Origin of the sequence: Archaeoglobus profundus DSM 5631, from assembly GCF_000025285.1 — an archaeon.
In the GTDB taxonomy this organism is placed as follows: Archaea; Halobacteriota; Archaeoglobi; order Archaeoglobales; family Archaeoglobaceae; genus Archaeoglobus_B; species Archaeoglobus_B profundus.
In genome coordinates, this window is record NC_013741.1 from 830,548 (window position 1) to 855,207 (window position 24,660).

Annotated in this window: 31 protein-coding genes and 2 tRNA genes; 8 read left to right on the forward strand and 25 right to left on the reverse strand. The window is 42.5% G+C overall.

Going from position 1 to position 24,660, the window contains the following annotated elements:
- Positions 1 to 29: 29 nt before the first annotated feature.
- The 10 genes from ARCPR_RS04935 to ARCPR_RS04980 all read right to left on the reverse strand — a co-directional run bounded on the left by ARCPR_RS04935 (position 30) and on the right by ARCPR_RS04980 (position 6,336).
- Positions 30 to 818: a geranylgeranylglyceryl/heptaprenylglyceryl phosphate synthase gene (locus ARCPR_RS04935; RefSeq protein ID WP_012940385.1), complete on the reverse strand. Its 789-nt coding sequence runs from the start codon at positions 816 to 818 to the stop codon at positions 30 to 32.
- The gene (locus ARCPR_RS04940) at positions 775 to 1,671 is read right to left on the reverse strand and encodes an NAD-dependent epimerase/dehydratase family protein (RefSeq protein WP_012940386.1); all 897 of its coding nucleotides are present in this window, start codon (positions 1,669 to 1,671) and stop codon (positions 775 to 777) included. Before ARCPR_RS04940 ends, ARCPR_RS04935 begins: the two co-directional genes overlap by 44 nt.
- The gene (mch, locus tag ARCPR_RS04945; protein ID WP_012940387.1) at positions 1,668 to 2,576 is read right to left on the reverse strand and encodes a methenyltetrahydromethanopterin cyclohydrolase; all 909 of its coding nucleotides are present in this window, start codon (positions 2,574 to 2,576) and stop codon (positions 1,668 to 1,670) included. The genes ARCPR_RS04940 and mch overlap by 4 nt, the downstream gene beginning before the upstream one ends.
- Positions 2,570 to 3,049 carry a 3-isopropylmalate dehydratase small subunit gene (locus tag ARCPR_RS04950; RefSeq protein WP_012940388.1) on the reverse strand — a complete coding sequence of 160 codons (480 nt, stop codon included), beginning with the start codon at positions 3,047 to 3,049 and terminating at the stop codon, positions 2,570 to 2,572. Before ARCPR_RS04950 ends, mch begins: the two co-directional genes overlap by 7 nt.
- Before the next feature lie 4 nt (positions 3,050 to 3,053).
- Positions 3,054 to 4,439, reverse strand: a complete 1,386-nt coding sequence (gene purF, locus ARCPR_RS04955) for an amidophosphoribosyltransferase (protein WP_012940389.1) — start codon at positions 4,437 to 4,439, stop codon at positions 3,054 to 3,056.
- The gene (locus tag ARCPR_RS04960) at positions 4,440 to 4,619 is read right to left on the reverse strand and encodes a 50S ribosomal protein L37e (protein ID WP_012940390.1); all 180 of its coding nucleotides are present in this window, start codon (positions 4,617 to 4,619) and stop codon (positions 4,440 to 4,442) included.
- Between the two features lie 6 nt (positions 4,620 to 4,625).
- Positions 4,626 to 4,850, reverse strand: coding sequence for an LSm family protein (locus tag ARCPR_RS04965; protein WP_012940391.1), 225 nt, complete (start codon positions 4,848 to 4,850; stop codon positions 4,626 to 4,628).
- Positions 4,851 to 4,886: 36 nt separating this feature from the next.
- Positions 4,887 to 5,756 (reverse strand): nucleoside recognition protein, encoded by an 870-nt coding sequence (locus tag ARCPR_RS04970; RefSeq protein ID WP_012940392.1) that lies wholly within the window; start codon positions 5,754 to 5,756, stop codon positions 4,887 to 4,889.
- A 1-nt stretch (position 5,757) separates the two neighbouring features.
- Positions 5,758 to 6,135, reverse strand: a complete 378-nt coding sequence (locus tag ARCPR_RS04975) for a response regulator (protein WP_148208681.1) — start codon at positions 6,133 to 6,135, stop codon at positions 5,758 to 5,760.
- 127 nt (positions 6,136 to 6,262) lie between these two features.
- Positions 6,263 to 6,336 (reverse strand) — tRNA-Thr (locus ARCPR_RS04980).
- 96 nt (positions 6,337 to 6,432) lie between these two features.
- Between ARCPR_RS04980 and hisD the strand changes: the two genes are divergently transcribed.
- From hisD to ARCPR_RS05005, 5 genes are all read left to right on the forward strand, one after another.
- Positions 6,433 to 7,668 (forward strand): histidinol dehydrogenase, encoded by a 1,236-nt coding sequence (gene hisD / locus ARCPR_RS04985; RefSeq protein WP_012940394.1) that lies wholly within the window; start codon positions 6,433 to 6,435, stop codon positions 7,666 to 7,668.
- A gap of 27 nt (positions 7,669 to 7,695) precedes the next feature.
- Complete coding sequence (gene aspS / locus ARCPR_RS04990) at positions 7,696 to 8,994, forward strand: aspartate--tRNA(Asn) ligase (protein WP_012940395.1); 1,299 nt, start codon at positions 7,696 to 7,698, stop codon at positions 8,992 to 8,994.
- Between the two features lie 114 nt (positions 8,995 to 9,108).
- The gene (gene mvk, locus ARCPR_RS04995) at positions 9,109 to 9,987 is read left to right on the forward strand and encodes a mevalonate kinase (protein ID WP_012940396.1); all 879 of its coding nucleotides are present in this window, start codon (positions 9,109 to 9,111) and stop codon (positions 9,985 to 9,987) included.
- Positions 9,988 to 10,033: 46 nt separating this feature from the next.
- Positions 10,034 to 10,291 (forward strand): SpoVG family protein, encoded by a 258-nt coding sequence (locus ARCPR_RS05000; RefSeq protein WP_012940397.1) that lies wholly within the window; start codon positions 10,034 to 10,036, stop codon positions 10,289 to 10,291.
- A gap of 6 nt (positions 10,292 to 10,297) precedes the next feature.
- The gene (locus ARCPR_RS05005; protein WP_012940398.1) at positions 10,298 to 10,894 is read left to right on the forward strand and encodes a VIT1/CCC1 transporter family protein; all 597 of its coding nucleotides are present in this window, start codon (positions 10,298 to 10,300) and stop codon (positions 10,892 to 10,894) included.
- Between the two features lie 20 nt (positions 10,895 to 10,914).
- On the opposite strand, the gene ARCPR_RS05010 is transcribed toward ARCPR_RS05005, so the two are convergent.
- The 9 genes from ARCPR_RS05010 to ARCPR_RS05050 form a co-directional block, all read right to left on the reverse strand.
- Positions 10,915 to 11,385 carry a hydrogenase maturation protease gene (locus ARCPR_RS05010; protein WP_012940399.1) on the reverse strand — a complete coding sequence of 157 codons (471 nt, stop codon included), beginning with the start codon at positions 11,383 to 11,385 and terminating at the stop codon, positions 10,915 to 10,917.
- Positions 11,382 to 12,212, reverse strand: coding sequence for an aldo/keto reductase (locus ARCPR_RS05015; RefSeq protein ID WP_012940400.1), 831 nt, complete (start codon positions 12,210 to 12,212; stop codon positions 11,382 to 11,384). Before ARCPR_RS05015 ends, ARCPR_RS05010 begins: the two co-directional genes overlap by 4 nt.
- Before the next feature lie 32 nt (positions 12,213 to 12,244).
- The gene (locus tag ARCPR_RS05020; protein ID WP_012940401.1) at positions 12,245 to 12,907 is read right to left on the reverse strand and encodes a cytochrome b/b6 domain-containing protein; all 663 of its coding nucleotides are present in this window, start codon (positions 12,905 to 12,907) and stop codon (positions 12,245 to 12,247) included.
- A gap of 6 nt (positions 12,908 to 12,913) precedes the next feature.
- Positions 12,914 to 14,638 (reverse strand): nickel-dependent hydrogenase large subunit, encoded by a 1,725-nt coding sequence (locus ARCPR_RS05025; protein ID WP_012940402.1) that lies wholly within the window; start codon positions 14,636 to 14,638, stop codon positions 12,914 to 12,916.
- 10 nt (positions 14,639 to 14,648) lie between these two features.
- Positions 14,649 to 15,707, reverse strand: coding sequence for a hydrogenase small subunit (locus tag ARCPR_RS05030; protein WP_012940403.1), 1,059 nt, complete (start codon positions 15,705 to 15,707; stop codon positions 14,649 to 14,651).
- 124 nt (positions 15,708 to 15,831) lie between these two features.
- Positions 15,832 to 16,680, reverse strand: a complete 849-nt coding sequence (gene mtnP / locus ARCPR_RS05035; protein WP_012940404.1) for an S-methyl-5'-thioadenosine phosphorylase — start codon at positions 16,678 to 16,680, stop codon at positions 15,832 to 15,834.
- Positions 16,681 to 16,718: 38 nt separating this feature from the next.
- Positions 16,719 to 17,378 (reverse strand): phosphoribosyltransferase, encoded by a 660-nt coding sequence (locus ARCPR_RS05040; RefSeq protein ID WP_012940405.1) that lies wholly within the window; start codon positions 17,376 to 17,378, stop codon positions 16,719 to 16,721.
- Complete coding sequence (locus ARCPR_RS05045) at positions 17,375 to 18,007, reverse strand: RNA 2'-phosphotransferase (RefSeq protein WP_012940406.1); 633 nt, start codon at positions 18,005 to 18,007, stop codon at positions 17,375 to 17,377. Before ARCPR_RS05045 ends, ARCPR_RS05040 begins: the two co-directional genes overlap by 4 nt.
- The gene (locus ARCPR_RS05050; protein ID WP_012940407.1) at positions 17,995 to 18,510 is read right to left on the reverse strand and encodes a DUF531 domain-containing protein; all 516 of its coding nucleotides are present in this window, start codon (positions 18,508 to 18,510) and stop codon (positions 17,995 to 17,997) included. The genes ARCPR_RS05045 and ARCPR_RS05050 overlap by 13 nt, the downstream gene beginning before the upstream one ends.
- A 48-nt stretch (positions 18,511 to 18,558) precedes the next feature.
- Here ARCPR_RS05050 and iorB point away from each other — a divergent pair, with 48 nt between their 5' ends.
- A complete protein-coding gene (gene iorB, locus ARCPR_RS05055) occupies positions 18,559 to 19,131 on the forward strand; it encodes an indolepyruvate ferredoxin oxidoreductase subunit beta (RefSeq protein ID WP_012940408.1) in 573 nt (190 codons plus the stop codon).
- 32 nt (positions 19,132 to 19,163) lie between these two features.
- Positions 19,164 to 19,236: transfer RNA gene (locus ARCPR_RS05060), tRNA-Val, on the forward strand.
- 241 nt (positions 19,237 to 19,477) lie between these two features.
- Here the strand turns inward: ARCPR_RS05060 and ARCPR_RS05065 are convergent.
- The 5 genes from ARCPR_RS05065 to ARCPR_RS05085 are packed head-to-tail and all read right to left on the reverse strand — an operon-like array spanning position 19,478 to position 23,726.
- Positions 19,478 to 20,251: an ABC transporter ATP-binding protein gene (locus tag ARCPR_RS05065; RefSeq protein ID WP_012940409.1), complete on the reverse strand. Its 774-nt coding sequence runs from the start codon at positions 20,249 to 20,251 to the stop codon at positions 19,478 to 19,480.
- The gene (locus ARCPR_RS05070; protein WP_012940410.1) at positions 20,242 to 21,309 is read right to left on the reverse strand and encodes a FecCD family ABC transporter permease; all 1,068 of its coding nucleotides are present in this window, start codon (positions 21,307 to 21,309) and stop codon (positions 20,242 to 20,244) included. Before ARCPR_RS05070 ends, ARCPR_RS05065 begins: the two co-directional genes overlap by 10 nt.
- On the reverse strand, positions 21,306 to 22,376 hold the full coding sequence (locus tag ARCPR_RS05075; RefSeq protein ID WP_012940411.1) for an ABC transporter substrate-binding protein: 1,071 nt from the start codon (positions 22,374 to 22,376) through the stop codon (positions 21,306 to 21,308). The genes ARCPR_RS05070 and ARCPR_RS05075 overlap by 4 nt, the downstream gene beginning before the upstream one ends.
- A complete protein-coding gene (locus ARCPR_RS05080) occupies positions 22,373 to 22,717 on the reverse strand; it encodes a cupin domain-containing protein (protein ID WP_012940412.1) in 345 nt (114 codons plus the stop codon). Before ARCPR_RS05080 ends, ARCPR_RS05075 begins: the two co-directional genes overlap by 4 nt.
- Positions 22,718 to 22,721: 4 nt before the next feature.
- The gene (locus ARCPR_RS05085; RefSeq protein ID WP_012940413.1) at positions 22,722 to 23,726 is read right to left on the reverse strand and encodes a class I SAM-dependent methyltransferase; all 1,005 of its coding nucleotides are present in this window, start codon (positions 23,724 to 23,726) and stop codon (positions 22,722 to 22,724) included.
- Positions 23,727 to 23,882: 156 nt separating this feature from the next.
- On the opposite strand from ARCPR_RS05085, the gene ARCPR_RS05090 reads away from it, so the two are divergent.
- Entirely contained in the window at positions 23,883 to 24,110 is a 228-nt protein-coding gene (locus tag ARCPR_RS05090; protein ID WP_012940414.1) for a hypothetical protein, read from the forward strand.
- 119 nt (positions 24,111 to 24,229) lie between these two features.
- Here the strand turns inward: ARCPR_RS05090 and ARCPR_RS05095 are convergent, their stop codons facing one another.
- A complete protein-coding gene (locus ARCPR_RS05095; protein WP_048084440.1) occupies positions 24,230 to 24,658 on the reverse strand; it encodes a radical SAM family protein in 429 nt (142 codons plus the stop codon).
- Positions 24,659 to 24,660: the final 2 nt, after the last annotated feature.

Consider the following 24,660-nt stretch of genomic DNA (forward strand, 5'->3'; position numbering starts at 1 on the left):
TACAATCTCTTCTTAAGTCTTAAAAAAGGTTAAAAATCAATGTCAATTTGCCTTCTCTTCCTCTTAGCTCCTTCCCTAACAGCTTTAACGAAGGATTTAACCCTTTCAACGGCGTTGTCGATTTCAAAAGCAGTTCCTACTTGGACGGCATCGGCCCCACATTCTATTATCTTTTCAGCTTCCTCAGGTCTTCTAACTCCTCCGGCCACCACGTAAGGAATGCTAATAGAATTTGCAACTTCTCTAACCATCTCAAGGGGTATGTGCCCCTCTTTGGGATTGCTCCCCGCATCGGTAACTATGAATCTGAAACCCATAAACTGTCCAGCCAGTGCGTAAGCTGATGCCAACTTAGGTCTATTTCTCGGAATCAAATCAGCTTCACCAACATACCCAACCGTTCCACCCGGCTCGACGACTATGTAACCGACTGGTAACGGTTCCAAGCCAAGAGTCTTTATCAAGTGAGCTGCCTGCATCTGAGCCCTTGTAATCCAGTAGGGGTTTCTCGAGTTTAGTAAGGACATAAAGTAGAGGGCATCCGCATACCTTGTTATCGTCCCAATATTTCCGGGGAAGAGAACAACAGGAATATCCACAGACTTTTTTATTTCCCTGACAACGTAATCCAATGGTTCCCCCTGAACTCCTATGCTACCTCCAACGAGTATTACATCAGCTCCTCCCTCGTACACCCTTCTGGCAGTCTCGACAGCATCATCTAGACTCTTGTAATCCAAGGGATCTATGACTCCAAATAACAATCCTCCTTTATCAACTACGTTTTCCAAGATGTATCTCTCCACCTTCCCTCTCATTTAAACGCCTCCAGTAATCGACTACTTCTCTAATTCCACCCCAAATATCTCTCGGATTGAAGCCTAAATATTTCATCGCCTTTCTTATATCAAACACTCTGTCGCTTGTGAGCACCTTCACATGCTCCTCCAAACTTAGTGGCTTTGCCAGAGCTTTGGCTAAGCTCTTTGGTATTCTTAGGATAAAAAATCTTCTCCTCAAAAGCTTAGCCGTGAATATCATTATATCCCTGAGCTTCTCGGGCTTTCCACACACTATGTAAACACCCTGAATATCCTCCTTTAAAGCGTTTAGAAAGCATTGGGCCACATCCTCGACATGAACGAATGGAATCCTGTTATCCCCACTACCTACAATCGGAACAATACCCTTGCTGATTAGAGAGATCATCTTGATGTACTCGTTAAACTGAATTCCGTAAACTGTTCCAATCCTCAGGATGACATGTTTTCTATGAGATGATACTATCTCCTCTGCAAGAGCTTTGGTCTTCGCGTAGTAGTTGTCAGGATTTATTGGCGTTTCTTCATTAGCCATGTAAGGTGGATTTGATCCGTAGACAGCTATGGAACTGGCAAAAACGATTTTTGCGTCGTCCGGCACTGCGTTGACTACTTTTTCTGTCAATTCAACGTTTCCCTTCCACAGGGATTTTCTATCTTTAAATTTAACGCTTCCAGCTATGTGTAGAACCGCTCTGGCATCTTTGAATATCCTTCTGAGATCCTCAACCTCGTAACTAGTTACTATTTCATTCGGTAGCCCGCAACTCCTCCTTACGATTGCAATACCCTTAACTTTCTCCAAAACAACTCTACCTATTCTTCCGTTCGCTCCGGTAACGTAGATCATGTAAAGTGTCGAAGTATAGAGTCCGGATTCTTCTTCCCGAACACTTTCGTAACGTCACCAGCATTTACTACAAGTTGAGCTGGTGAAAACGCTGATGGATCTATTGCGTAAAAGTCTTCACCAAATTCCTCAAAGCTCTTGCCATAGTATGCAGTCTTATCGAAAGTTACGCTCTCAAACAAATCGCTATAAGTATCTGCAATTATGTGAACGCTGCCGTAATAAGCTATGAAGTCGTTGGCTATAACACTCGTCTTCTCACAGACAGGTGGAATGGGACACTTACCCATGGCGTTTCTGATCATTTTAACATCAAAGCCCAAGTTGTTCAGCTTGAATAATGCAACTTCTACAACCCTTCCAACTATTTCTATTGCTCCAACAAGCGAATTTGGCTTTGTCACAAGCATATAAACTTCAGATGTATCTACATCACACTCGTAAGCTATGAACTCAGCAACATCCTCATCCGGCAATCGATCTGCTTCAATGGTCACAACAGCATATTCTGTATCGTCCTCATAATTCAGAAGTTCGAATACCTTCTTAGGCTTTAAGGCCAGAGCTCTTGCAGGTCCACTTGCATAGCCTTTGAATCCGTTTACCTCAATTTTCCATCCGGCCATCTGACAGCCCAAGCAGGCTAAAGCCGGATAATCAGTGTAGACGTAGACGAAGGGGATCGAAATATCTTTGATATCTTCAAGCTGAATGTTCACACCAGCCAAACCACCCATGGATATCTGGATGAAAAACATTCCAGCATCGTAACTTCCTCTTGCATTAACTCCACAGTCCACTACTGTAGCTCCGTTTCTCAATTCATGAACGTCAACGCAGTAGTCCTCAGCAAACTCCATTAAATCCTCAACAATCTGGTAAGCCCTCTCATTTACGCTCAACATCGTACCACCCTCCTACAGAATTCAATCAATCCACCGCATTCGATTATTTCTTTAAGAAAGTCGGGAACAGGGTTTATAGGATACTTCTCACCCTTGGTAACGTTTACTATAACATTTCTGTCTAGATCGAGCTTGAGCTCATCTCCATCATCTATTTTGTCTGTGTACTTACATTCGAAGGCTGGCAACCCTATGTTTATGGCATTTCTGAAGAATATCCTAGCGTAGGATTTGGCAACAACGTAAACTCCTGAAGCTTTAAGGGAAAGAGGAGCATGCTCCCTACTACTTCCACATCCGAAGTTCTCACCAGCAACTACAAAGTCACCATCCTTAACGTTTTTGGCGAACTCTGGTCTGATGTTTTCAAAAACGTGCTTAGCTAACTCTTTCGGATCGTTTATGACCAGATACTTACCCGGAATTATCGCATCCGTATCAACGTCGTCTCCAAACTTCCAAGCTCGACCCATGCAGTTAATAATTTAGCTCGTATTTAGCGTTATCGCACAACTCACCCGGAACGCAGACGGGGTATATACCAGTTAAACAAGCTAAACACAACTCATCTTCGCCAAATCCGACAGACTTTATCAAACCTTTCAAGCTTAAATAAGCGAGGGTGTCGGCAGATATTGCTCTTCTGACATACTCCAAATCTCCGCAACTTGCTATCAACTCCTCTCTTGTTGACATATCTATTCCGAAGTAGCACGGAGAGATTATGGGCGGGCTACCGACTCTGAAATGTACTTCCTTAGCTCCAGCACTCCTCACAATCTCCACTATCTTCCTTGAGGTTGTTCCTCTAACTATGCTATCATCCACGAGAGTAACTCTCTTTCCTTCGATATTCTTTTTGACAACGTTCATCTTTATTCTAACCGAGAGCTCCCTCAACCTTTGCTCCGGCATTATGAATGTCCTACCGACGTATCTGTTCTTTATCAAGGCTTCAATATAAGGTATCTTTGACTCTGCAGAATATCCTATTGCGCAAGTCGTCCCACTGTCTGGAACTGGAGAGACTATGTCGCATTCAACTGCACTCTCCCTAGCTAAGTTCCTACCCATCTTGTATCTTGCCTCATATACTGTAACGCCGTCTATCACCGAATCGGGTCTTGCAAAGTAGATGTACTCGAAAACGCATCTCGCACATCTCTTTGCCCTTGCAATTCTCACAACTTCAAGATCCCCATTTCTTATGATAACAGCCTCTCCCGGCTTTATGTCCCTAATTTTGTTCAATTCAAGAGTGTCTAAAGCACAGCTCTCGCTCGCTATTACGTAACCGAAATCACCTTCACCTATACAGAGAGGTCTAAATCCTAGAGGGTCTCTGTAAGCTAAAAGGGTGTCGTTTATCAGAGCTGTAATTGTGTAGCTTCCAAGAAGTTTTTCGGTTAGAAGAGATAAGGATTCGTAAAGATCATGCTTCATTAAGAAATTTGACAGTAACTGAGCTATAACCTCTGTATCTGAGGTAGTTGCAAAAACTTTCCCCTCGTTCTCAAGGATTTCCCTGAGCTGGGAGTAGTTTACGAGGTTTCCGTTGTGACCTATCGCTATCTCACCAACTTTAGACCTTACAAGTATTGGTTGAGCATTTTCCGACTTTGACTCGCCTGTAGTTGAGTATCTCACGTGACCTATTGCAATTTTTCCTTTGAGCTTTGATAGAACGTTTTCTCTAAAAACCTCGGTAACCAAGCCCATTCCCTTGTAAACCCTGACACCATCGGAATAAACGGCTATTCCAGCAGATTCTTGTCCCCTGTGTTGCAGTGCGTATAATGCGTAGTACACTAAGGTAGGTGTAAGTTCTCTGTCCTCACAGTAAACGCCAACTACGCCGCACATCTAAGTTCTGCATTTCTTCTTCTTAAGCCAGTTGTAGCTTCTGATCTTCTTGCTCCTACCGAAACCGCAATGTGCGCAGTAACCCTTTCTCTTGTGGAAAGAAACTTTACCGCATCTCCTACACTTTACATGGACTATTTTCCTTCCCCTTTTACCCATCGCGGCCGTTCCGTCCGACATAGCACATCACTCCGAGGGTGATACAAAGACTACGGTATCCCCTCTAATTACAACACTACCCAACTTCCTAACAACTTCACCGTTCTGAATTTCTTCAGCATTCTCAAGGACGATGTTCATGTGTATGTCGTAGCCATTCAGTATCCCTCTAAACTCTCTACCTCCTTTTAGCCTTACAAGTACCGGTGTCTGTAAAGCCTTGTTTAGCACATCGAGAGGTCTTTTTGCCATTGTCCAACGTTCGAGGGACACTATTTAAAAATATCGTTAGATCATAAGGAGAACAGCTATAATAACTACATCTAGCAGTAGCGTCAGTATAGAATTGATAAAGACTATTTTGAAACCGAACTTTCCAAAAAGAGATAGATGAAGAGGTAAGGAATGTTTTGCAGATCTAACGGAAAAACTTATCACGTTGCCCAAAAGCAAACCTATCAACGCCCATTTGTAGCTCAACCCCTTCTCGAGAAATCCAGCTGTTAAGACTATTGCTGATCTTAGGTTGAAGACTGCTACAATCGATATTGTCAAAGCTGAGGGATCTATTGGCAAAAATTCAAGATTCTTAACAAAGAAATTCAGTATTCCTGCACTGTAGAGCAGTTCGATCGCAAAATACGTTAAAAACATTACAGCTAAGACTTTGAGAATGTTTTCAGATATGCGCACTTCGTATCTTTCAATCTCTGGCAGACCATCTCCTTTATCGAGAAGAAGATATCCTATGAATGATTTAATCATTGCAACGGCAAATCTTAGGGCGGTGTACACTAGTCCCAAGTATCCCAAAATGGGGATTACAAATGGGATGTAAAAAGAGTAGAGGTGACTGAAAACACTTGGAAATGAATTTAAAAGCGATATAGCTATCACATCTTTATCTCTAACTCTCTTTTCTCTCCAAGCTTGAGATAGAAATGTGTACGCAACTACAATATTAAAAAAGCTTAGCACGAAAGAAGTAAACGCTATAGAGTTCAATCTCAGTCTTTTTAATGAAAAAGCCATAATACGCAGTGCTTTTGCCAAGTAACTCCTCTTACTCAAATATGCTATAGCGAGGTAGGAGATAACTACGAAAGGAGCTGTTCTTGCAAGGAAAATTAATGTTGATATAAAAGCTTGGTATATCACATTAATCGGATATGTACTTCTTTACTATCTTCATTAGCTTGGCTTTTGTGAAAGGTTTGTCTAACAGTTCCAAAGCGCCAGCATCTAGCATATCCTTGCCTTTATGTCTTGCATAAGCGCTGATTGCAACTATTTTTGCATTAGGATCTATTTTCAAGATTTCTTTGGTAGCCTGAATTCCATCCATTTCTGGCATGACAATATCCATTATAACCAGATCTGGTCTGTATACTTTGAATTTTTCAACGGCTTCCTTTCCATCTCTTGCCGTGATTATATCATAATCACCTTCCAACATCAGTTGTAAGACCTCTAGGACCGCCAAATCGTCATCGACGATCATTATACGCTTTCTTCTACGATTATCGTTAGTTGCCATTTCCTCTACCCCTCCTCGATCATATTTATGATGTCTATGATGTTTTGATGTTGTTAAGAGCTTATTTAACACTTTTCTTTTTCCTATACACTCCAATGGTTTGGCAGACAACAAAGAAGAAATACCAAGCCGCCGCCGGGATTTGAACCCGGGACCTGGTGATTACGAATCACCCGCTCTACCAGGCTAAGCCACGGCGGCTTGTATTCTCTTAACTTCAATCAGTTTAATAAGGTTTTTGATTAATCGGACGGTTAGTTCGGCAAAGATAAATAAACTCTTGAAAAACCTGTCGCTATGATTGTCTCAAAGAGCGACATTCTAAGCATTCGAAAAAAAATTGATTGGGATTTCTACATTGAGAAAGTCAAGCCGATAGTTGAAGAGGTTAAAAGGAGAGGGGACGAAGCCCTAATAGAGTTTACGATGAAGTTCGATGGAGTTAGGCAGAAATATCTAAGAGTGCCTAAGGAGGAAATAGATCAAGCTTACGACCTCGTTGATGATGAAATAATAGATGCTCTCGAGATTGCTAGGGAGAACATAGAGAGGTTCCATTCCATAACCGCCGTAGATAGAGACATCAAGATAGATTTCGGTGATTGCATACTGGGAAAGAGGTACACTCCAATAGAATCTGTAGGAGTTTACATACCCGGAGGGAGAGCAAGTTATCCTTCAACTGCTTTAATGGCCGGGATTCCTGCCAAAATAGCCGGAGTCGAAAGGTTGGTAGCCTGCACGCCCCCAGATGAAAGTGGTGGTGTAAAGCCTTTAACGCTTGTAGCTTGCGATCTGGCCGGATTCGATGAGATATACGTCGTTGGAGGAGCACAAGCCATAGCTGGAATGGCTTATGGAACAGAAACCATAGAGCCAGTTGAAAAGATAGTAGGTCCCGGAAACGTATACGTTACTGCGGCTAAGCTCCTAGTTCAGAAGGATGTCGCCATAGATATGCCCGCAGGACCGTCTGAAATCTTGATAATCGCAGATGAAACTGCAAATCCGAAGTACGTTGCATTCGATTGCCTAGCTCAGCTTGAGCACGATCCAAATGCGCTGGCAATAGTTTTAACGACTTCAAAGGATCTGGCTGAAAACGTTGAAAGAATTGCAAATGCTGAAGGTGGTAGCCTAAACCTAGAGAATCTGAAGATTGTAATCGTTGAGTCAATCGATGAAGCTTTAGAGCTTTCGAACAAGATTGCCCCAGAGCATCTCTCAATAGTCTGTGAAAACGCTGAAAAGTTGCTTGAAAAGGTTAAAAACGCTGGCAGTGTTTTTATAGGAGAGTTCAGTCCAGTTGCTTGTGGAGATTATGCAAGCGGAACCAACCATATTCTTCCCACATCCGGATATGCAAGAATTTACTCTGGTTTGAGTGTTGAGACGTTTATGAAGCACATGACGTATCAAATTCTGACAAAGTCCGCACTTAACAGGATTGGAGAGGCCGTAATAAGATTGGCCAAAGCTGAAGGTTTGGAGTTCCATGCCAAGTCTGTTGAGATTAGGCTTAAGGAAGAGTAATATACCGCATTGAGATACTTCGCTTCCATGCAGAGGAAGTGGACGAGTGAGATAGGGGACGAAGATGTTGGGAAAGACATCTTGCTTTACGGTTGGGTTCACGAAATAAGAGACTTAGGAGGGCTAATCTTCATAATACTCAGAGACAGGGAAGGGTTTATCCAAGTAACCTTACCCAAGAAGAAAGTTCCCGCTGAAACATTTGAACTGGCAAAGAAGCTTAAAAGAGAGAGTGTGATAAAGGTCGTCGGAACGGTGAAAAAGGAACCCAAAGCCCCTCAGGGTTATGAAGTTATCCCGAAGGAAATAGAGGTTTTGAATGAGGCGGAAGTTCCTCTACCTTTAGAAGTCACAGAAAAAGTTCCTGCTGAGCTAGATACCAGATTGGATCACAGATTCTTGGACCTCAGGAAGCCGAAAATTCAAGCTATATTTAGAATAAGGCATCAGATGCTTCAGAGCGTTAGAGCATTTCTATGTGAGCACGGATTTATCGAAGTAAATACACCTAAGATCGTTTCCACAGCAACGGAGGGAGGAACAGAGCTCTTTCCGATAAGCTACTTTGAAAAGGAGGCTTTTCTAAATCAGAGCCCTCAGCTGTACAAACAGATACTAATGTCTGCAGGATTTGAAAGGGTGTTCGAGATAGGCCCCATATTCAGAGCTGAGGAACATAACACGACCAGACATCTTAACGAAGCTATATCGATTGACATCGAGATGAGTTTCACAGATCATGAGGGTGTTATGAAGATTTTGGAGGAGTTGATAGTTAGAGTTTATGAGGATGTTGTTGAGAACTGTGAGAAGTTCTTGAACTGGCTAAATTTGAAGCTTGATATACCAAGCTTGCCGTTTGAAAGAGTTACGTACGATGAAGCTTTAGAGATTGCTAGGAAAAAGGGTGAGGAGATTCCGTGGGGCGAAGATCTAACAACTCCGGCTTTGAGAGCTTTAGCCGAGGAGATTGGTGATGTTCACTACTTCATAGTTGACTGGCCCACCGAATGTAAGCCGTTCTATGCCATGCCCTACGAAGACAGGCCAGAGATCTGCAAAAGCTTTGATCTAATGAAAGGGCCGTTAGAATTGGCAAGCGGAACTCAGAGGATTCACAAGTACGACATGCTTGTAGAGAGTATAAAGGCTAAGGGACTAAATCCTGAAAGCTTTGAATTCTACTTAGAGGCGTTTAGATACGGTATGCCACCACATGCTGGCTGGGGTTTGGGAGCAGAGAGGTTGCTGATGTCGATGTTAAACTTAAAGAACATAAGGGAGGCAGTGCTGTTCCCGAGAGACAGGCACAGATTGCTACCTTAAACTTAAATTTTTTTAGTTCTTAAGCTCCTCAGACCGTCGTGAAGTCATCACAATTCAGACTATCGGGGAGTCATCATCGGTTAAATTAAGTATCCACAACTGCTTAAAAGTTGTATGATCGCTTCAGCACCTGGCAAGGTAATACTCTTTGGGGAACATGCTGTAGTTTATGGAAGGCATGCTGTAGTTTCAGCTATAAATTTAAGGTGCTATGCTAAGGCTGAGAAGGCTAGTGATATAACAATAGAATCTCCACTCGGAAAGACTTCGTTAGATTTCAAGGTACATCCATATGTAAGCTACGCAATAAAGAGGTTTTCGGAAATAAGACCAGTTAAAGGAGTTTACCTGAAGATCTGGAGTGATATACCGATTGCATCTGGGCTGGGTAGCTCTTCAGCGGTAACAGTCGCAGTGCTGAAATCTTTAGACTTGCTTTTCGAGACCAACTTAAGCAACGAAGAGATATTCGAACTTGCAAGAAAGGTTGAGCTTGATGTACAAGGTATTGGCAGTGGAACCGATCCTTTCGTCTCGACTTTTGGCGGGACTTGGCTGATTCCTGAAAGAGAAAGAATTGATATAGGAGATTATTTGGATTTAACTGTAATATATACTGGGAAAGCCTCAATAACATCTGATATGGTTAGAAAAGTTGCAAACTTGAGAGAGATGTATGGAGATGTGATCGAAAGAATTTTTGATGCCATAGATTCCATATCGCTTAGATCCATTAGTGCGTTGAAAGATCGTGATTTTGAAGCTTTGTCGTTCCTTGTAAGAACAAACCAGTTGTTACTAAAGGCTTTAGGTGTAAGCTGTAGGGAGATAGATGAAATTGTTAATAAACTTGAAAATCTTGGTATTCCAGCGAAAATAACCGGTGCTGGAGGAGGAGGAAGTGTTATAGCTTTGGGTAGCGTTGATCTAGATGGTTACAAGTGTCTGAGCGTCTCTTTGAATGCTGAAGGTGTTAGGGAGGAAAAGGTTTAAATAACTGAATTTGGAAGTTTGCAGAAAGTAGATTGGGGGATCGAAATTGGCGGAGATAACGGAAGTTAGAATATATAGAGCGAGAGGAGATGGAGCCGTAAAAGCGTATGCATCCGTGAGCTTGGACAACGAGTTCGTAGTAAAAGGTTTGAAGGTTGTTGAGAACGAGAAGGGAGTTAGAGTTTTGATGCCAAGTAGAAAGGCTAAGGATGGAAGCTATCAGGACATATTCCATCCGATGAGTAAGGAAGCTAGGGAAAAGATTGTCGATGCAGTTTTGAAAGCTTATAGGGAACAGATCTAAACAGAAATGGGTAACAAATTTTTAGAGTTTTTAAGAAATATTTTTGACAAATACAAACTCTACTCTCAGATAACAGACATTTCCTCAATCTCAAGAAGATACTTTGTAATCGGATACTTTGATGGCGTTTTGACTATCATGGGTCTCGTAGTAGGAGCTCATCTAAGTGGAGAGATATCTAATACGCTGATAATAAGTGCTGGATTCGCCACAGCACTAGCCTTAGCTGTCTCAAGCGGTTTTGGAGCTTACGAAGCTGAGATAATAGAACAGAGTATAAGAATAAAGGAACTTGAAAAAGCTATGTTGTGCGAAGTTGGAGGGGTTATAGAGACTGCACACAAAGTAGCCATTTACACTTCAGCATTAGTCCATGCAATAGCACCGTTGATCGGAGCATTGATACCACTAATACCTTACATTATCTTACCGGCAAGTATTGCATACTACGATTCGCTTGCAATAGGATTTTTGTCGCTATTCGCTGTTGGATTCTCCTTTGGTAGGCTTTCCAGTACAAACGTGATATTGGCAGGTTTGAAGTTTGTCTTGGCTGGGATAATAACATTAATTGTTATAATTGTCCTTAATCCGGTGCATTAGCTCAGATAGCGTAACAATCATCACTTCTCAGGGGCGGGAGTATTCATCATCGCCTCTTCAACGATCTGCTTCACAACCTTTATAGCTTTTGGTATTGCATTCTCAACGGGCTTCGAGAGACCTATGCCAAACTCGATAACTTCAGGTTCAACACCCACGAACTTAATTTTCGGTAATTTGTAATTAAATCCGCAAAATCTCAATGCCTCTATAAATCCTATATCGTGAAGACTAACCGGATTCTTCGTCTTAAAATCGACTTCGTCTAAATCGAAGACATAGAGATCACCGGGTTTCCCGCCACTCTTCACGACATCGACGATTATGCAGAGATCGTAACCCTCAATGTAGTTCAGAATTTGAATACCCAAAGTTCCAAGCTCGTAGATCGTTGCAGGCAGATTCATCTTTCTGAGTTCCTCGACAACTCTCACTCCAAAACCATCGTCTCTCATCAGAATGTTACCAATGCCTATTACTACTACCTTCATAAGCTCTCAACGCAATTCAAAGCTCTTTCGCAATCCTCCTTACTCAATCTCCACCCCATTGCACCACAATTTTCTCTTAAATGCTCTTTCTTTGCTGCTTTTGGTATCGCTATGACTATATCCTTTTGAATCAACCAATTCAAAGCTACTTGTGCTGCAGTCTTTCCGTATTTTCTCCCAATTTCATCCAAGCATTTATTTCTTGCGAGTAAGCCTTTTTCTAAAGGTGTGTGTGCTATTAGAGCCACTTTTTCAGATCTCATATAATCCAGAAGTCCACTTTCCTCTGGATACCTGTGGATCAGAGAAAATCTGACTTCATTTGCGATTATTTCATACTTCTTCATAACCTCTTGCGACTTAATCAGCAGATCGAGATCAAAATTACTGACGCCTATATATCTGATAAAACCAGCGTCTGCGAGCTCTTCAAGTGCATGCAACGTTTTAACGATCCTATCGAAGTCATCTACTGGCCAGTGAAGTAAATGTAAATCTACGTAGGTTCCTAGTCTTTTGCAACTATTTTTAACCGATTTCTTCGCACTTTCATAGCCGTAATTTGTTGGCCAGATTTTACTTATGATAAAAACGCTATCCCTGTCAACAGTCTCTATAGCCTTACCCACTATTTCCTCCGTATGGCCCGCTCCATACATTTCAGCCGTATCTATGATATTCAAGCCCAAATTGATCCCGTATCTCAAAACATTTACGTATTCATCATCTTTAGAATAATCTGGTGTGAAACTACCTCCTATACCCCACGTACCCATACCTATAGCAGTAACTTTGTCATCATCAATCTTTTTAAACTCCAATTTCATAGAATTGGGAAATATTTAAAATATTTAAAAATTTACTCTTCCAAAACTTTTTCTCTTCTCTTTCCGGTGAACATCGATGGCAGTACTCCGAAGATGACTACAGCGTACATGTGCATGAACATTACCAGACCGAATAGATACATTCCAAGTCTGTGAAGCGCTCTCAAGAATGTGTAGCCGTCCATTTGTCCAGCTGGGTTGAACCAACTACCTATCGCCTGAGCCAAGTCGACAATGGGTCTAAGCTGATCTGGGTAGTACATAGCGAATCCGGTTATTCCCATTAGCAAAGCTAGAAGGACATAGATCCACCAGACCATTACCTGTGTTGGTATTATCTTTTCGACGTAATCTCTCTTCTTCAAGCTGTAACCCCTTGGATCCTTGACATGCGGTCCAAGAAGGCACCATGCCAGAGCTTCTCTGTAAAGGAACTTTATGCTGTAGGGAATTCTTCCTAAAGAGATCCACTTCCATTCTTTTGCTATCATGTAGTAACCAAACATACCCCAGAGACATCCGAAGACAAATGCTACCGTTATGTGGATCATTAAGACGTTCTCTCCGAATACTCTGACACCGTAAAGTCCTCCCAGCTCCATTCCACTTATAGCTAAGATTAGTCCAGTAATTACTATGCTCCAGTGTACCAGCCTAATAAAAAGAGGATGACGAAGGACTTCAACGTACTTCATGAGTTATCACCTGACATTCAGCTCTATCGTATGCACACCACAAGCGATGCACGGATCGAAGCTCCTTACGATTGCTAAGGCTAATGAAGTGTTGTACTTCGCACCGTTTGAAGGCTCCAAGTTCAACTCTGCCAACCCGAGCGGGGCTATCGCCTTTGCAAGAGCATCTCCCCACTTCATTCCGAGCACATCCTCTTCAGGCCACAGTGCATTACAAACATCTGGCACGCTTAGGTTCTTAGGCAGCCAGCAACCCTCCAAAGCCTTTTCGACTGGCCCCGGATTTCCGAAGTCGTCTCTTGGGCCTAAGTTCCAAGTTGAGGGAACCACACATGCGTAGTTGGCTATCACCTTGTTCTTTATCTTGGTGTAGTGTAGTAGTGCTCCTCTTGGAGCCTCCCACAATCCCCAGCCCTCTCCCTCATTCGGCACGTACTTGTAGTCCGGAATGTCCTTACTCACTATCGGGTACTCGCTTGCATAATCCTTAAGCTGCACAGCCCACTCCATTATCTTAGTCGCAAACAGCAGAGCCTGAACAACTCTTGAAGCAACTCTGTCGATTACAGATCCCTTAGGATTCATTACTTCCCAATCTACGCTGACGGTTTCACCAGTTATGGGGTTGGTTACATCGAACTTCCATCTCAGTCCGTAGGTTACAATCATTCTCGCCAGAGGACCTACCTCATGAACTTTTCCGTCGTATCTTGGCGCCTTCATCCAAGCGTAGGCATTCGGCTTATCCTTCCATACAATATCGTTCGTCATCTCTACATCCCAAGGCTTCATTCCGCTTATTTCATCCTTGTACCTCGAATACTTGACGTACTCAACGATCTTATCCCTCTCAAACGGCTTCAGCTCGCCGTTCTGCCAAGAACCGGCGTATATTACAGCAGACTTTCTGAAGCTCGGCTGACCATCCTGCGCCTTAACCCAGTCGTCGTAGTTTTCTGGATCTGGGAATATACCGTAGCTGAGATAGTTGCCCCAGCTTGCACCTATATCGGCAAAAGCTCTGTGCTCAATTCCAAGTAACTCGCTCAATCTTTCACTTACGATTTCATTTCTCTCCTTTATGGCTATCAAGTCCTTTAAAGCTACGTGTGCACACCACTCCCAGAGTTCAGTTGCTTTCGCCAAAGTTTGGGCAATTCTATCTCCAGTTGGCTTTACGGTAACACCACCGGGGTACTCGCACATGTGATGCGGGAACTTTCCACCCCATAAGGCAACGATTTCGTTTGCTTTCCTCTGAATATCTACACACTGAACGTAGCTTGAACCTAAACCGAGTTTTCTAATCCCCTCCTTGCCCAAAGCTGGAGGAACCATCGGCGGGTACTTGCAAACCACTCCAATTTCTGGACCGACGAGTAAGTATGTGTGTATCAGATGATCGTATACGTAGTAAGCTGCTTGAAGGATGTTTCTTATTAGAACTGCCGTAGGTGTCGGAGTTACGTCGTATGCATGATCCAAAGCTTGAATTGCAGCCTCACCGTGTGGTGCGGGACAGACACCACATATTCTCTGAGTGATGTAGAACGCATCTCTCGGATCTCTACCTCTCAATATTATTTCAAAACCTCTAAAAAGGTTTGTATGGCTGTAAGCTTTGTCGACAACGTCTATGGTCATCTTACCTGTGTTTACTTCCTTCGTTTCCATCGTAACTCCCAAGTGACCCTCAATTCTTGTAATTGGATCTACCCAAACTCTTGCCATTTAAACCACCTCACTCCTCCTCTTTCTTATGCTTCTTGGCTCCGAGATGCCTTACAGCATGAATACCAATTCCCAAGAGGGTTGCACCCAAGAGTCCAGCGCCAATTGTCTCTGCGCCGACGCCAAGAACCCTCGGTAATTCTGGAACCTCAGCGTAGAACGGCGAGAACTTGTCTGGCCATCCCGGCTCGGCACAACCTATGCATATGTTCGTTTCAACACAGTAGCTCGTTCCGTTGTTCCACTTCCTTATCGCACAATCGGTGTTGCAGATAGGCCCTTTACATCCCATCTTGAATCTGCAACCCTCTTCACCCGGCTTCGTTATGAATATACCTCTATCGTAGTAAGGTCTGTACGGACAGAGTTCGTTATGCATGTTCTTTCCGAAGAATACCTTCGGCCTTCCATACTTGTCGAGTTCTGGAACCACTCCGAGCATGAGAGATGCTAAGGTTACTATAATGTGATCTGGATGTGCTGGACAGCACGGGATGTTTATAACTGTCTTGTTTATGCCGACCTCATACAAGAAGTCCTGAACTCCCTTCGCACCAGTCGGATTTGGTTCTCCATCCCAAGGTTTTGCACCCGGAATTCCTCCGTAAGTTGCACACTGCCCCACAGCAATTATGTAATCTGCGACTTCCGCAGCCTCCTTCAAATGCTCCCTGAAGTCCTTACCGTGTATGGTACAGAATCCCTCATCCTGCACGGCTCCCTCAACTATGAGTATCTTCGCCCTCTTAGATTGTCTCCATCTCTCCTTAAGCTCTTCGGCAAGGGTTCCAGAGGCAACGTGTATAGTTTCCATGTAGTCCGGTAGAGCTATTGGCAAGCCAGAGTTTCCTACGAGTATTTCAGTCAGTATCTGTACGAGATCTGGATCTGCAGACTGCGCAAAGGAAATTGTACAGCCCGTGCATGCTGCACCATTTAGCCAGCATATGTGCCAGTAGTCCTTTACATCCTCAAGAGCTTTTACCAAATCAGCCTTGCAAGTCGTTAGAAAAGTACTGGCACCCATTGCGCCTACAAGCTTTAGAAAATTCCTCCTACTTAACTTCATAGAACCACCTTGAAATGTGTCCAAAATGTAATATTTAAGCTTTTTTCTTAATGAAGATTTAAAATTATTATTTTGCAAAGTGTTAGTAGCATGATTTATGAAAAAATAAAGAATTGCTTAACATTCAGAGATATTTGCCCAAGAATATGCCCAACTTTCTCCTCGCTTGAGGTGTTATGTAATCCTTGTGAGTCGTTATTGCAAACTTCAAGGCATCCTTACACGGACACTTCCTTTCCACTGGAATCTTTGGAATCAACTTCTTCAGAAGGTTTCTAACCCTCTCCTCACTCTTTGCCATGTTTTCGAGGACCATTGCAACATCTACTTCCTCTTCCTTCCAAACGTCGTAATCAGTTACCGTAGCCACGGTTAGGTAACATATCTCAGCCTCCCTCGCAAGTTTAGCCTCAGGTAAAGCTGTCATACCTATTATGTCAAAGCCTAAAGCCCTGTGAACTGCAGATTCCGCTTTTGTTGAGAATTGCGGTCCCTCTATACAAACGTAAGTCCCATTCTCGTGAAAACTGTATCCCAAGTCCTTTAATACTTCTATCGCTACCTTCCTTAATTCTGGGCAGAATGGCTCAGCAAAGCCGACGTGAACTACAACTTCTTCGAAGAAAGTGTTTGGCCTGAACTTGGTTTTGTCGTAAAGCTGATCTGGAATGACGATATCCAAAGGCTTTATCTCCTCCTTGAGAGAGCCTACAGCACAGACGCTTATTATTCTCTCCACTCCAAGCTTTTTTAGTGCGTATATGTTGGCTCTGTACGGGACGTTTGTCGGAGAGTATACATGCCCCCTTCCATGCCTTGGCAGGAACGCAACTTTAACGCCTTCAAGCTCCCCTACAAAGATTGAATCAGATGGCTTTCCAAAAGGCGTATCCACATCAATTTCCTTAACATTTTCAAGCCCCAAACCCTCATAAATACCAGTTCCTCCAATTATGGCAATCTTAACATCCATGCTTTTTGGGAAAAAGCGGAAGTAAAAACGTTTTCGATTTACTTCAACCTGTAATAAGTTTTGTCATCTACAACTACTTTCTCAATAACATCTCTCATCTCCATAACTCTCAGAACGCTCTCAAACCTTCCCGGGTTTATTATGTCAAGGTATATCGGATCTATTTGAAACTCATCGTAAATTGCATTCTTTATCTCCCAAACCGTCCAAAGCTCTTTATTCTTCATTACCGCTCTTATTAAGCTTGAAAGATCTTCAACAATATTCCAAGGAAATATTACCCAAGAAAATCTTTCCAGATATTCTCCGAAGTAGTTCGGGACAAATTTAGATGTAGATACAAGAAGTAAGCAAGCTGTCCTAACTTCTTTTGCATTCTTCTCTACTATCTCCTTCGCCTTGGTCATGCTCTTACCGGTATTAACTAGATCGTCGACTATCAAAACCCTCTCCCTGTATTCTAAACTAATTTCCCCTCTAACTTTCAACTCCCCCCTGTCATATCCGATGTAGTGCTTTATTCCCAAAGAGACCAACTCATCTAAACCGAGTGCATCACAAAGGACGCTACCAACAAACCATCCTCCTCTTGCAATTGCAACTATTGTATCGGGCTCAAATCCGTCTTCCATTATCTGCTCAGCCACTTTCCTACAGAGGCTGTCCAAGTAATCCCAGTTCGTTATGACACATCTCATAATTTTATCACCCTTTTGATATACTGGGGAGGAATCTCCTTGGCCAAAGCGATGTACTTATTGGCTTTTATTATCCTTATCCCGTTTTCTCTTGCTTTTTTTGCATCTATCTCAAGTATTATGGGGTCATCTGTTCTAAGTCTTGCCACCTCTTCGCTCTTTTCAATAGTGGTAGACAAATGAACGTACGTCTGATTTACGGGCTTTATACCTATTTCAAGCATCCTTTGAGCTTCCTCCTCACTAGTTCCATAATATAAAACTTCTTCTTCGGCAATCGGATAGTCATTTAGCTCGACGTTAACGCTGTGCCCGTATTTGGCTCTTATCTTGCCATCCTTTATTTCGTATCTTCCCTTACTGTCCGAGTATACCAGAGCTTTGATTAGCCACCTGTTTGCCCATTTAAACTTCCTCCTAGCAACTTTGACGAGCTTTTCAAAATCGACCCATCCGTTCTCATCCATTTCTAAGCCAAACCTTTCTGGGAAATGCCTCAGAACCCCAGATATAAACCTCCCCAGTTTCTCAACCTTTTCCTTGTCCAATATCATCTCGCCCTTCTTACCGCAATGGCAAACTTCTCCCCTGTAGAATCCGTGCTCTGGGCAGAACCTTATCTCCTCCATCCCATCACCCTCGCAAAGTGGATCGTTGTAGCGATCACACCCATTGCTGTGCAGGTTTCCAAGCTCACACCCCTTCCCGTAGCTTCGAAGTGATACCTCGCTCTCTCCATTAAATCTTTCGGCAGGCCTCTCCTACCCAGACCTATTAAAAATGTTACCGATCTCTCTCTTATAACCCTTGCCATATCCTCAAAGCTCAAAGCTTTCTTTCTATCAGGTTCGGGAGTGGTAGCAATAAGTTCGCCAAAGTGGGCTGGAAAGTTGTCGATAAGATGTATCTTATTCTTATCGAGCATTTGATAGGCGTAATCTGGCTCCCCTATCGTTGTATAACTCACAACTTCATCAACCATCTCCCTCTCATTTTTCCAGAAGTTGAAATCGTAAAGTGCCAGATGAAAATCGAAAGCGTAGCAGAGTGGGATTGCCCTCGCAATGCTTCTCAAATGAATTTCATGCTTCTTCAGCTTATCGTACGTATTAACCAAACACAGCACTATCACGTTTAAAACTTTAAACAAACGTTAAAAATACGTTGACAACTTCCCGATATGGACATAATAATAGTCGGCGTGGGAGGACAGGGCATACTGACGTGCTCAAATATACTGGCAAGGGCTAGCATGAATGCGGGTTTGAACGTAATCACTTCAGAGGTACATGGAATGGCTCAGAGAGGCGGCAGTGTCGAAGTCCATGTAAGAATTGGAGATGTTCACTCTCCTCTAATACCGTTAGGATCTGCCGATGCTATGATTGCTCTAGAGCCAGTGGAAGCTTTGAGGAAGGCAGAGTTCATCGGTAAGGATTCGCTCGTTGTGGTAAACACGAAGCCGATAGTACCTGTAAGTGTCACACTCGGGTTAGCGAGATATCCAGATGTAGATGAAGTTATAGATGCTATCAAAAGTGTCGCTGACAGAGTTGTGCATTTAAACGCATTTGAAATAGCCGAAAAGGCTGGTGACGTTAGAAGTGCCAATGTAGTCATGCTTGGCGCTTTCGCTAAACATACAGAGCTGTTTACACTTAAAGAGCTTGAGAAAGCTGTTAAAGATGTTTTACCAGAGAAAGTCCACGATGTTAACATTAAGGCGTTGAGATTAGGTTATGAGCTTGCGTAAAGTTTATACGTCTAAAGTTGAATGGGCAGTAAGGGCTCGTGGTCTAGGGGTTATGACGTCGCCTTGACGAGGCGAAGGTCCCCGGTTCGAATCCGGGCGAGCCCATGCCAATTCCTTTTCATAGACCGCTACCAATTCAATTATCTTTGGTTCTAGGAGATCAGCGATAGATCTTCCCTCTGCTTCCGCTATTTTCTTTAATCTCTCGTATAGATGCCTGTCAATCCTCAGACAAAAGTTCACCCTACCACTAGGTCGCCTTCCCACATTAATTCTCATATGAGAATAAAAATTAAGTTCTTCCTAAGTTCTTCCATTTTTTCCCAAGATTCAAGTACAATCCGACTTAAGCGTGTTCACATCTCGTTAAAGGAATAACGTATCTTAGACCGTTCTCATTTTTAACAATGGCTTTTACACCGTAAACACTTTCTATCACGTTCTCACTCAACACTTCAGCAGGTTTACCGTTGGCTAGAACTCTCCCATTTTTCATAATCACAATTTTGTCCGCATATCTCAAAGCAAGGTTTAAATCGTGCAAAGCTACGATTGCAGTCTTTCCATCTTTCACTACGTCTCTTATTATATCCATTACCTCGAGTTGGCTGTTCAAGTCGAGATTGTTCGTTGGTTCATCTAGAAGAAGGATCGAAGGCTCTTTAGCCAAAGCCATAGCTAAAAGAACTTTCTGTCTTTGACCTCCACTCAGCTCGTTCAAATTCTTCCAAGCCAAGTTCTCTATTCCCAGCAACTTCATTGCATTTCTGACAGCCTCAATGTCAGATTGACTTGGTGTCCAGCCTAAGTATGGCAAACGACCGATTAGAACTGATTCAAAGACCGTAAGCGGAAAAGTTCGTTCAATTGCTTGAGGAACGTAACCAATTAACTTCGCCAACTCAATTGGATCAAAATCGAAAATATCTACTCCATTTATAATTATCCTCCCTTTCTGAGGTCTTAACGCCCCAAGTGTACACCTCAAAAGCGTTGATTTGCCCGCACCGTTTGGACCAAGCAGGCAAACTATCTCACCCTCTCTAGCATTCATTGTTACATCTCTTAGCACTTGAAATCCTCCGTAGCTGAATGAAACGTTCTTAACACTTACCACCATGCCCTTTCACCTCTCTTTATGATCAAGTATATGAACAGTGGAACTCCCAAGAATGATGTGAATATTCCTACTGGTAAAGTTAGAGGAAGGAACAGCGTTCTCGAAGCTGTATCTGCAACGAGCAATATTATTGCTCCAATCAAACATGATGAAGGAATTAAGTATCTGTGATCACTTCCCAAAGCAAGTCTTGCTATATGCGGTGAAACCAAGCAAACAAAAGATATTACACCGAGAAAAGAGACTGCAGTTGCCGTTAAGAGCGATGCTATGACCATACCTACCAATCTCATCCTCCTCGCATCGACACCCAAGCTTTTCGCAATGTCATCCCCCAAATAGAGAGCATTAAACTTCCAGCACCATCTGTAGGATATGAAGAGAGTTATGAAAAGTACAAGACTCATAACTTCAAGGCTGACCCAAGTTGTCTTCGATAAACTACCGAACAGCCAGAATACTATTGCAGCAACTTGCTCAGTCGTACCGAAGTACTGTATGAGCGATGTAGCTGCTGAAAAGAGAAATAAAATTGCAAGTCCAGCTAAAACGATAACTGCTGGAGAAGCTCCTTTCATTTTGGAAATCGTGAGAATTGCAAATGTTGCTATGAGCGAGAAGGCAAACGCACTAATGATTACTACGTAAAAGTTTGTAATTTGAAAACCTCCAAGGGCTGTTTCAAGCATAATTCCTCCTACTCCACTAACTATTGCCAAAGCTGCGCCGAAAGCTGCAGCAGATGATATTCCTAGCGTGAATGGTGATGCGAGGGGATTCCTCAATACAGTTTGAGTAATTAGTCCAGATAAGGCTAACCCAGCCCCCGCAGATACAGCCATCAGAACTCTCGGCAACCTTATATTCCAGATTATAGTTTCAGCTTTCTCTGTTCCCGTTCCCATCAAAGCATCAATGACAGTTTTACAGTCAAGCCGTGATGATCCGACAAGTAACGAGTAAATTGAGGCTAGTATTAAAAGGAATAGCAAAGAAATTACAAAAATTGTTCTTTTCCTGATAAAGTTTCTATAATCTGCTAATGATACCTCCATCATTGGGGCGTCAGCTCCCGAGAAAGGTAAACTCCTCTGTTCTTGATGACTTCGTGGAACACTTCTGCACCCTTCTCCCCGTAGAAGAATGTAAACATCTCTTCGCCCTTCTTCATAACATCTACATCCTCAAACCTCTCTGGGTATAGCACTTTTGCTGCCCAGTACAGATCTACTATCATTGTCTTTGGATCGTAGCCAATGAATGGTCCGAACAATCCGTAAACTTTCCCTTCTTCCACAGCTTTTACCTGCTGAAGAGCAGGATCGTTCAGTATTTCATCAACTGCAGATTTTCCTTTGTAGCCGTGTATGAAGATGGCATCTGGATTCCACTCTATTATCTGCTCCTTTGTAACCTCCATGTAGTGTGCTGGAATGTTCTCAGCTACGTTTCTCGCTATCAAATCAATTGGAGCATAGTTCTTCACAGTCCAGCCGATTCCATACCTGTAAGCCCAGTTCGAAAGGAAGACTTTCGGCTTTTGTTCCTTTGGAATATCTTCAACTCTCTTTGTAACATTTTTTATTTCAGAATCTAAGTATTCTATTATTTCTTCAGCCCTCTCCTCTTTTCCAAGAATTTTTGCAACAAGCCTGATCGTCTCGTAGAAGTCGTTAAGTTTTCCTGAGTAAATCGAAGTGTTTATACAAACAACAGGAACTCCTGTGTTCTTTTCTATAGTATCGGCTATTTGGGCATAAGCAGACTCAATAAAGATAACATCTGGCTTGAGCTCGGCAATCTTTTCCATATCTGGTTCATTAACGGAACCTATTCTCTCCGCTTTTAGCAGTTCTGGATATGCGAGGGCATCTTCAAGCTTGTCTCCGTACCTATCAAAATAATTGCTGACTCCAACGACTTTATCCGTTGCGTTAAGCATCACGATTATCCTTAAGTTCGCAGGGAAAAGAGTGGCAACCCTTTCAACATTCTCTGGAATTTTGACAGTCCTACCAGCCATGTCCTTTATTTCGATATATCCTGCTTTTGATTCCTCTTTAACACATCCGGCGATAAGAGTAGCGACGGCAATTAATATAAGGAGCGTAGCGAACTTTTTCATTTCTCAAACCTCCTCAGGATAGACTTCAGCTCATCCAAACTCTTGTAACCCGGATTGACCGAGATGAGAATAGCTTCGGCCTTTTCCTCGCATTCCATTCCAACTTCGAAATTCGCTGAAATGTAGGCAAAGTCGTAGGCTTTCAATTCGACATCGTTCAATTTAACTCTTCCTTTTGTAACAATCATCGCTCCATCCCTCGGATGGGAGTGTGGCTCAACTTTTAGACCAGCAGGAATCTTTAAGTATATCACTGCAATTTTTTCCGAGACAAAAAGAGGTTTCATTATACCCTCTGGCGTGTTAAACTCTTCCATCTCATTAAATCTCACGACCTCCATAAAATCACCCCCTCTTAGCGACTACAATTATCTTGGAGGGGCTGTAAGACTTGCCAATGTCTATGATATCAACAACTTCAAATCTGCACGATTCGAGAATGTCGCAGAATTCGGGTGTTGAGTAAACACTGTCAACTTCCTCGAGTATTGCGAACATGAGGTCGAAGAATACAGCAGTGGAATCCTCTTTTAAGTCATCGATATGCCAGTGCTTCGATATTAGTATACCATCATCGTTGAGAGATTCATGGACTTTTTTAAGAATTTGAGTTAATTCCTCACGAGGTCTGTAGAAAACGTCTGATGCAAAGACTATGTCATATCCTGAGCCAATATCATCCTTTGTAAAATCTCCCGCTATAAGTTTAACTCTGTCTCCAACGAATTTCTTCGCAACTTCAATCACTGGGGGTAAATCGAAAACGTAGGCGTCGAGTTCTGGATTTATCTCTTTAAAGGCTAGTGCGTATAGTCCGTGCCCTCCTCCCAAATCGAGGAGCTTTCTAGCTCTCTTAAATTCAGGCAACTCTTTGACGATTTCAACAGTCCTTGGCAAATCCCATCTTACAGCCCCTTCAGCCATTGCAAGTATGAAGCTTTCATTGAAGACAGATTGATCTCTTCGGAAACTCAAGGGACATTTTCTTAAGGCTTCTCCGAGCCTGTTCCACCTCTCCTCTCTCGTCTTCTTATAAAGCTTTATCAAGTTTCCCTGATAGAACGGCGAATCGCTCAAAAGGAAGACTTTCGATACCTCAGTTAAGGCGTACTTACCGTTAACTTCTTTTAGAAAGCCCGAAGCTGCCAAAGCGTTACACACCTTTTTTGTTAGTCTCTTATTGAGTTTAAGTTCCTTAGCAACTTCTTCAGCACTTTTAGGCTTCTTGAAGTGGTCGAATAGGTTTAATTCAACAGCCGTGGCTAGAACGATGAATTTTTCGACCGATTGGGCTAATTCGGAGATTACGTTCGGATTAATCGGCGGGTAATTTAATATCTTTTCTAGCACAATCTGTCACCCCCTAGTCCTTCTTAATACTATATCTCATAAGTTTCTTAAATCTTACTATATCGGCTGGTATAATACCCTACTTAGTATCTTTTATCGCAGTCTGTTGTAAAACTGAAAATTAGTTATTTTGAATTTTGAAAGGTATTTTGAAAGGTGTATGGTCTACCAAGTGGCTACAGTTACGGCAAAATTTGGACATTACGCTATCCTGAGTCATTTTACCATCCGAAGTTTCATAAGAGCTTTGTAAACTACGTATTAGACAACATTGAAGAAGATGAAGAGGTAATGGAGGATGTTTTGAAGTGCAACAGATTCTGGATTAAGGCATACATTGAAGACGAATATTTGGTAATCAAACTGATGCTCGCGAAGTGGTGAGAGAATTAGACAATGCTTTACAGTCTTAAGACTCCTTGTAGGCTTGCCAGTTTACTTTCTTTCGATTTTAACGTGATTAGGAACTATCCTAGCCATCTTTATCTTCGGTAGAAGGCTTTTTAACCCCTTACTCTTATCCAGCATCTGTTTGGGCATCTTGAACAGAACCCTTTTTCCCAACATCTATTCCAGCAAACGACGTCGTGTTTGTAGGCGTTTGAACAACATGCAGATCTGTAAACGATTAAGCCCAACTCTTTTGCGTATTTCTCGAGAATAGTCTTTCTCTCGTAGTAATCCTTTGGTAGCGATTTTATGCCTAGTTTCCTCTTCACAATGCTCGTTAGTCTCAAATTTCCTAAGATCACTCTGTCCGTGTAATTCGCTATGTACTCCAATCCTCTTTTGTAGATTTCCAAATCTATCATTGGCAAAATTGGTCTCAAGAAAACACATCCTTTAACTTCCCTACAGAATTCGAGTCTTTCAGATGGGGGAGGTCTGTTGGGCTCAAACTTCTTGCAAATGTCATCAAAGGGTATGCACATAG

What these genes read in the sequence shown, in the direction of transcription:
- ARCPR_RS04935 (WP_012940385.1), bottom strand. Translation starts at nt 818, where the DNA reads ATGAGAGGGAAGGTGGAGAGATACATCTTGGAAAACGTAGTTGATAAA.
- ARCPR_RS04940 (WP_012940386.1), bottom strand. Translation starts at nt 1,671, where the DNA reads ATGATCTACGTTACCGGAGCGAACGGAAGAATAGGTAGAGTTGTTTTG.
- mch (WP_012940387.1), bottom strand. Translation starts at nt 2,576, where the DNA reads ATGTTGAGCGTAAATGAGAGGGCTTACCAGATTGTTGAGGATTTAATG.
- ARCPR_RS04950 (WP_012940388.1), bottom strand. Translation starts at nt 3,049, where the DNA reads ATGGGTCGAGCTTGGAAGTTTGGAGACGACGTTGATACGGATGCGATA.
- purF (WP_012940389.1), bottom strand. Translation starts at nt 4,439, where the DNA reads ATGTGCGGCGTAGTTGGCGTTTACTGTGAGGACAGAGAACTTACACCT.
- ARCPR_RS04960 (WP_012940390.1), bottom strand. Translation starts at nt 4,619, where the DNA reads ATGTCGGACGGAACGGCCGCGATGGGTAAAAGGGGAAGGAAAATAGTC.
- ARCPR_RS04965 (WP_012940391.1), bottom strand. Translation starts at nt 4,850, where the DNA reads ATGGCAAAAAGACCTCTCGATGTGCTAAACAAGGCTTTACAGACACCG.
- ARCPR_RS04975 (WP_148208681.1), bottom strand. Translation starts at nt 6,135, where the DNA reads ATGGCAACTAACGATAATCGTAGAAGAAAGCGTATAATGATCGTCGAT.
- hisD (WP_012940394.1), top strand. Translation starts at nt 6,433, where the DNA reads ATGATTGTCTCAAAGAGCGACATTCTAAGCATTCGAAAAAAAATTGAT.
- aspS (WP_012940395.1), top strand. Translation starts at nt 7,696, where the DNA reads ATGCAGAGGAAGTGGACGAGTGAGATAGGGGACGAAGATGTTGGGAAA.
- mvk (WP_012940396.1), top strand. Translation starts at nt 9,109, where the DNA reads ATGATCGCTTCAGCACCTGGCAAGGTAATACTCTTTGGGGAACATGCT.
- ARCPR_RS05005 (WP_012940398.1), top strand. Translation starts at nt 10,298, where the DNA reads ATGGGTAACAAATTTTTAGAGTTTTTAAGAAATATTTTTGACAAATAC.
- ARCPR_RS05010 (WP_012940399.1), bottom strand. Translation starts at nt 11,385, where the DNA reads ATGAAGGTAGTAGTAATAGGCATTGGTAACATTCTGATGAGAGACGAT.
- ARCPR_RS05015 (WP_012940400.1), bottom strand. Translation starts at nt 12,212, where the DNA reads ATGAAATTGGAGTTTAAAAAGATTGATGATGACAAAGTTACTGCTATA.
- ARCPR_RS05020 (WP_012940401.1), bottom strand. Translation starts at nt 12,907, where the DNA reads ATGAAGTACGTTGAAGTCCTTCGTCATCCTCTTTTTATTAGGCTGGTA.
- ARCPR_RS05025 (WP_012940402.1), bottom strand. Translation starts at nt 14,638, where the DNA reads ATGGCAAGAGTTTGGGTAGATCCAATTACAAGAATTGAGGGTCACTTG.
- ARCPR_RS05030 (WP_012940403.1), bottom strand. Translation starts at nt 15,707, where the DNA reads ATGAAGTTAAGTAGGAGGAATTTTCTAAAGCTTGTAGGCGCAATGGGT.
- mtnP (WP_012940404.1), bottom strand. Translation starts at nt 16,680, where the DNA reads ATGGATGTTAAGATTGCCATAATTGGAGGAACTGGTATTTATGAGGGT.
- ARCPR_RS05040 (WP_012940405.1), bottom strand. Translation starts at nt 17,378, where the DNA reads ATGAGATGTGTCATAACGAACTGGGATTACTTGGACAGCCTCTGTAGG.
- ARCPR_RS05045 (WP_012940406.1), bottom strand. Translation starts at nt 18,007, where the DNA reads ATGGAGGAGATAAGGTTCTGCCCAGAGCACGGATTCTACAGGGGAGAA.
- iorB (WP_012940408.1), top strand. Translation starts at nt 18,559, where the DNA reads ATGGACATAATAATAGTCGGCGTGGGAGGACAGGGCATACTGACGTGC.
- ARCPR_RS05065 (WP_012940409.1), bottom strand. Translation starts at nt 20,251, where the DNA reads ATGGTGGTAAGTGTTAAGAACGTTTCATTCAGCTACGGAGGATTTCAA.
- ARCPR_RS05070 (WP_012940410.1), bottom strand. Translation starts at nt 21,309, where the DNA reads ATGATGGAGGTATCATTAGCAGATTATAGAAACTTTATCAGGAAAAGA.
- ARCPR_RS05075 (WP_012940411.1), bottom strand. Translation starts at nt 22,376, where the DNA reads ATGAAAAAGTTCGCTACGCTCCTTATATTAATTGCCGTCGCTACTCTT.
- ARCPR_RS05080 (WP_012940412.1), bottom strand. Translation starts at nt 22,717, where the DNA reads ATGGAGGTCGTGAGATTTAATGAGATGGAAGAGTTTAACACGCCAGAG.
- ARCPR_RS05095 (WP_048084440.1), bottom strand. Translation starts at nt 24,658, where the DNA reads ATGTGCATACCCTTTGATGACATTTGCAAGAAGTTTGAGCCCAACAGA.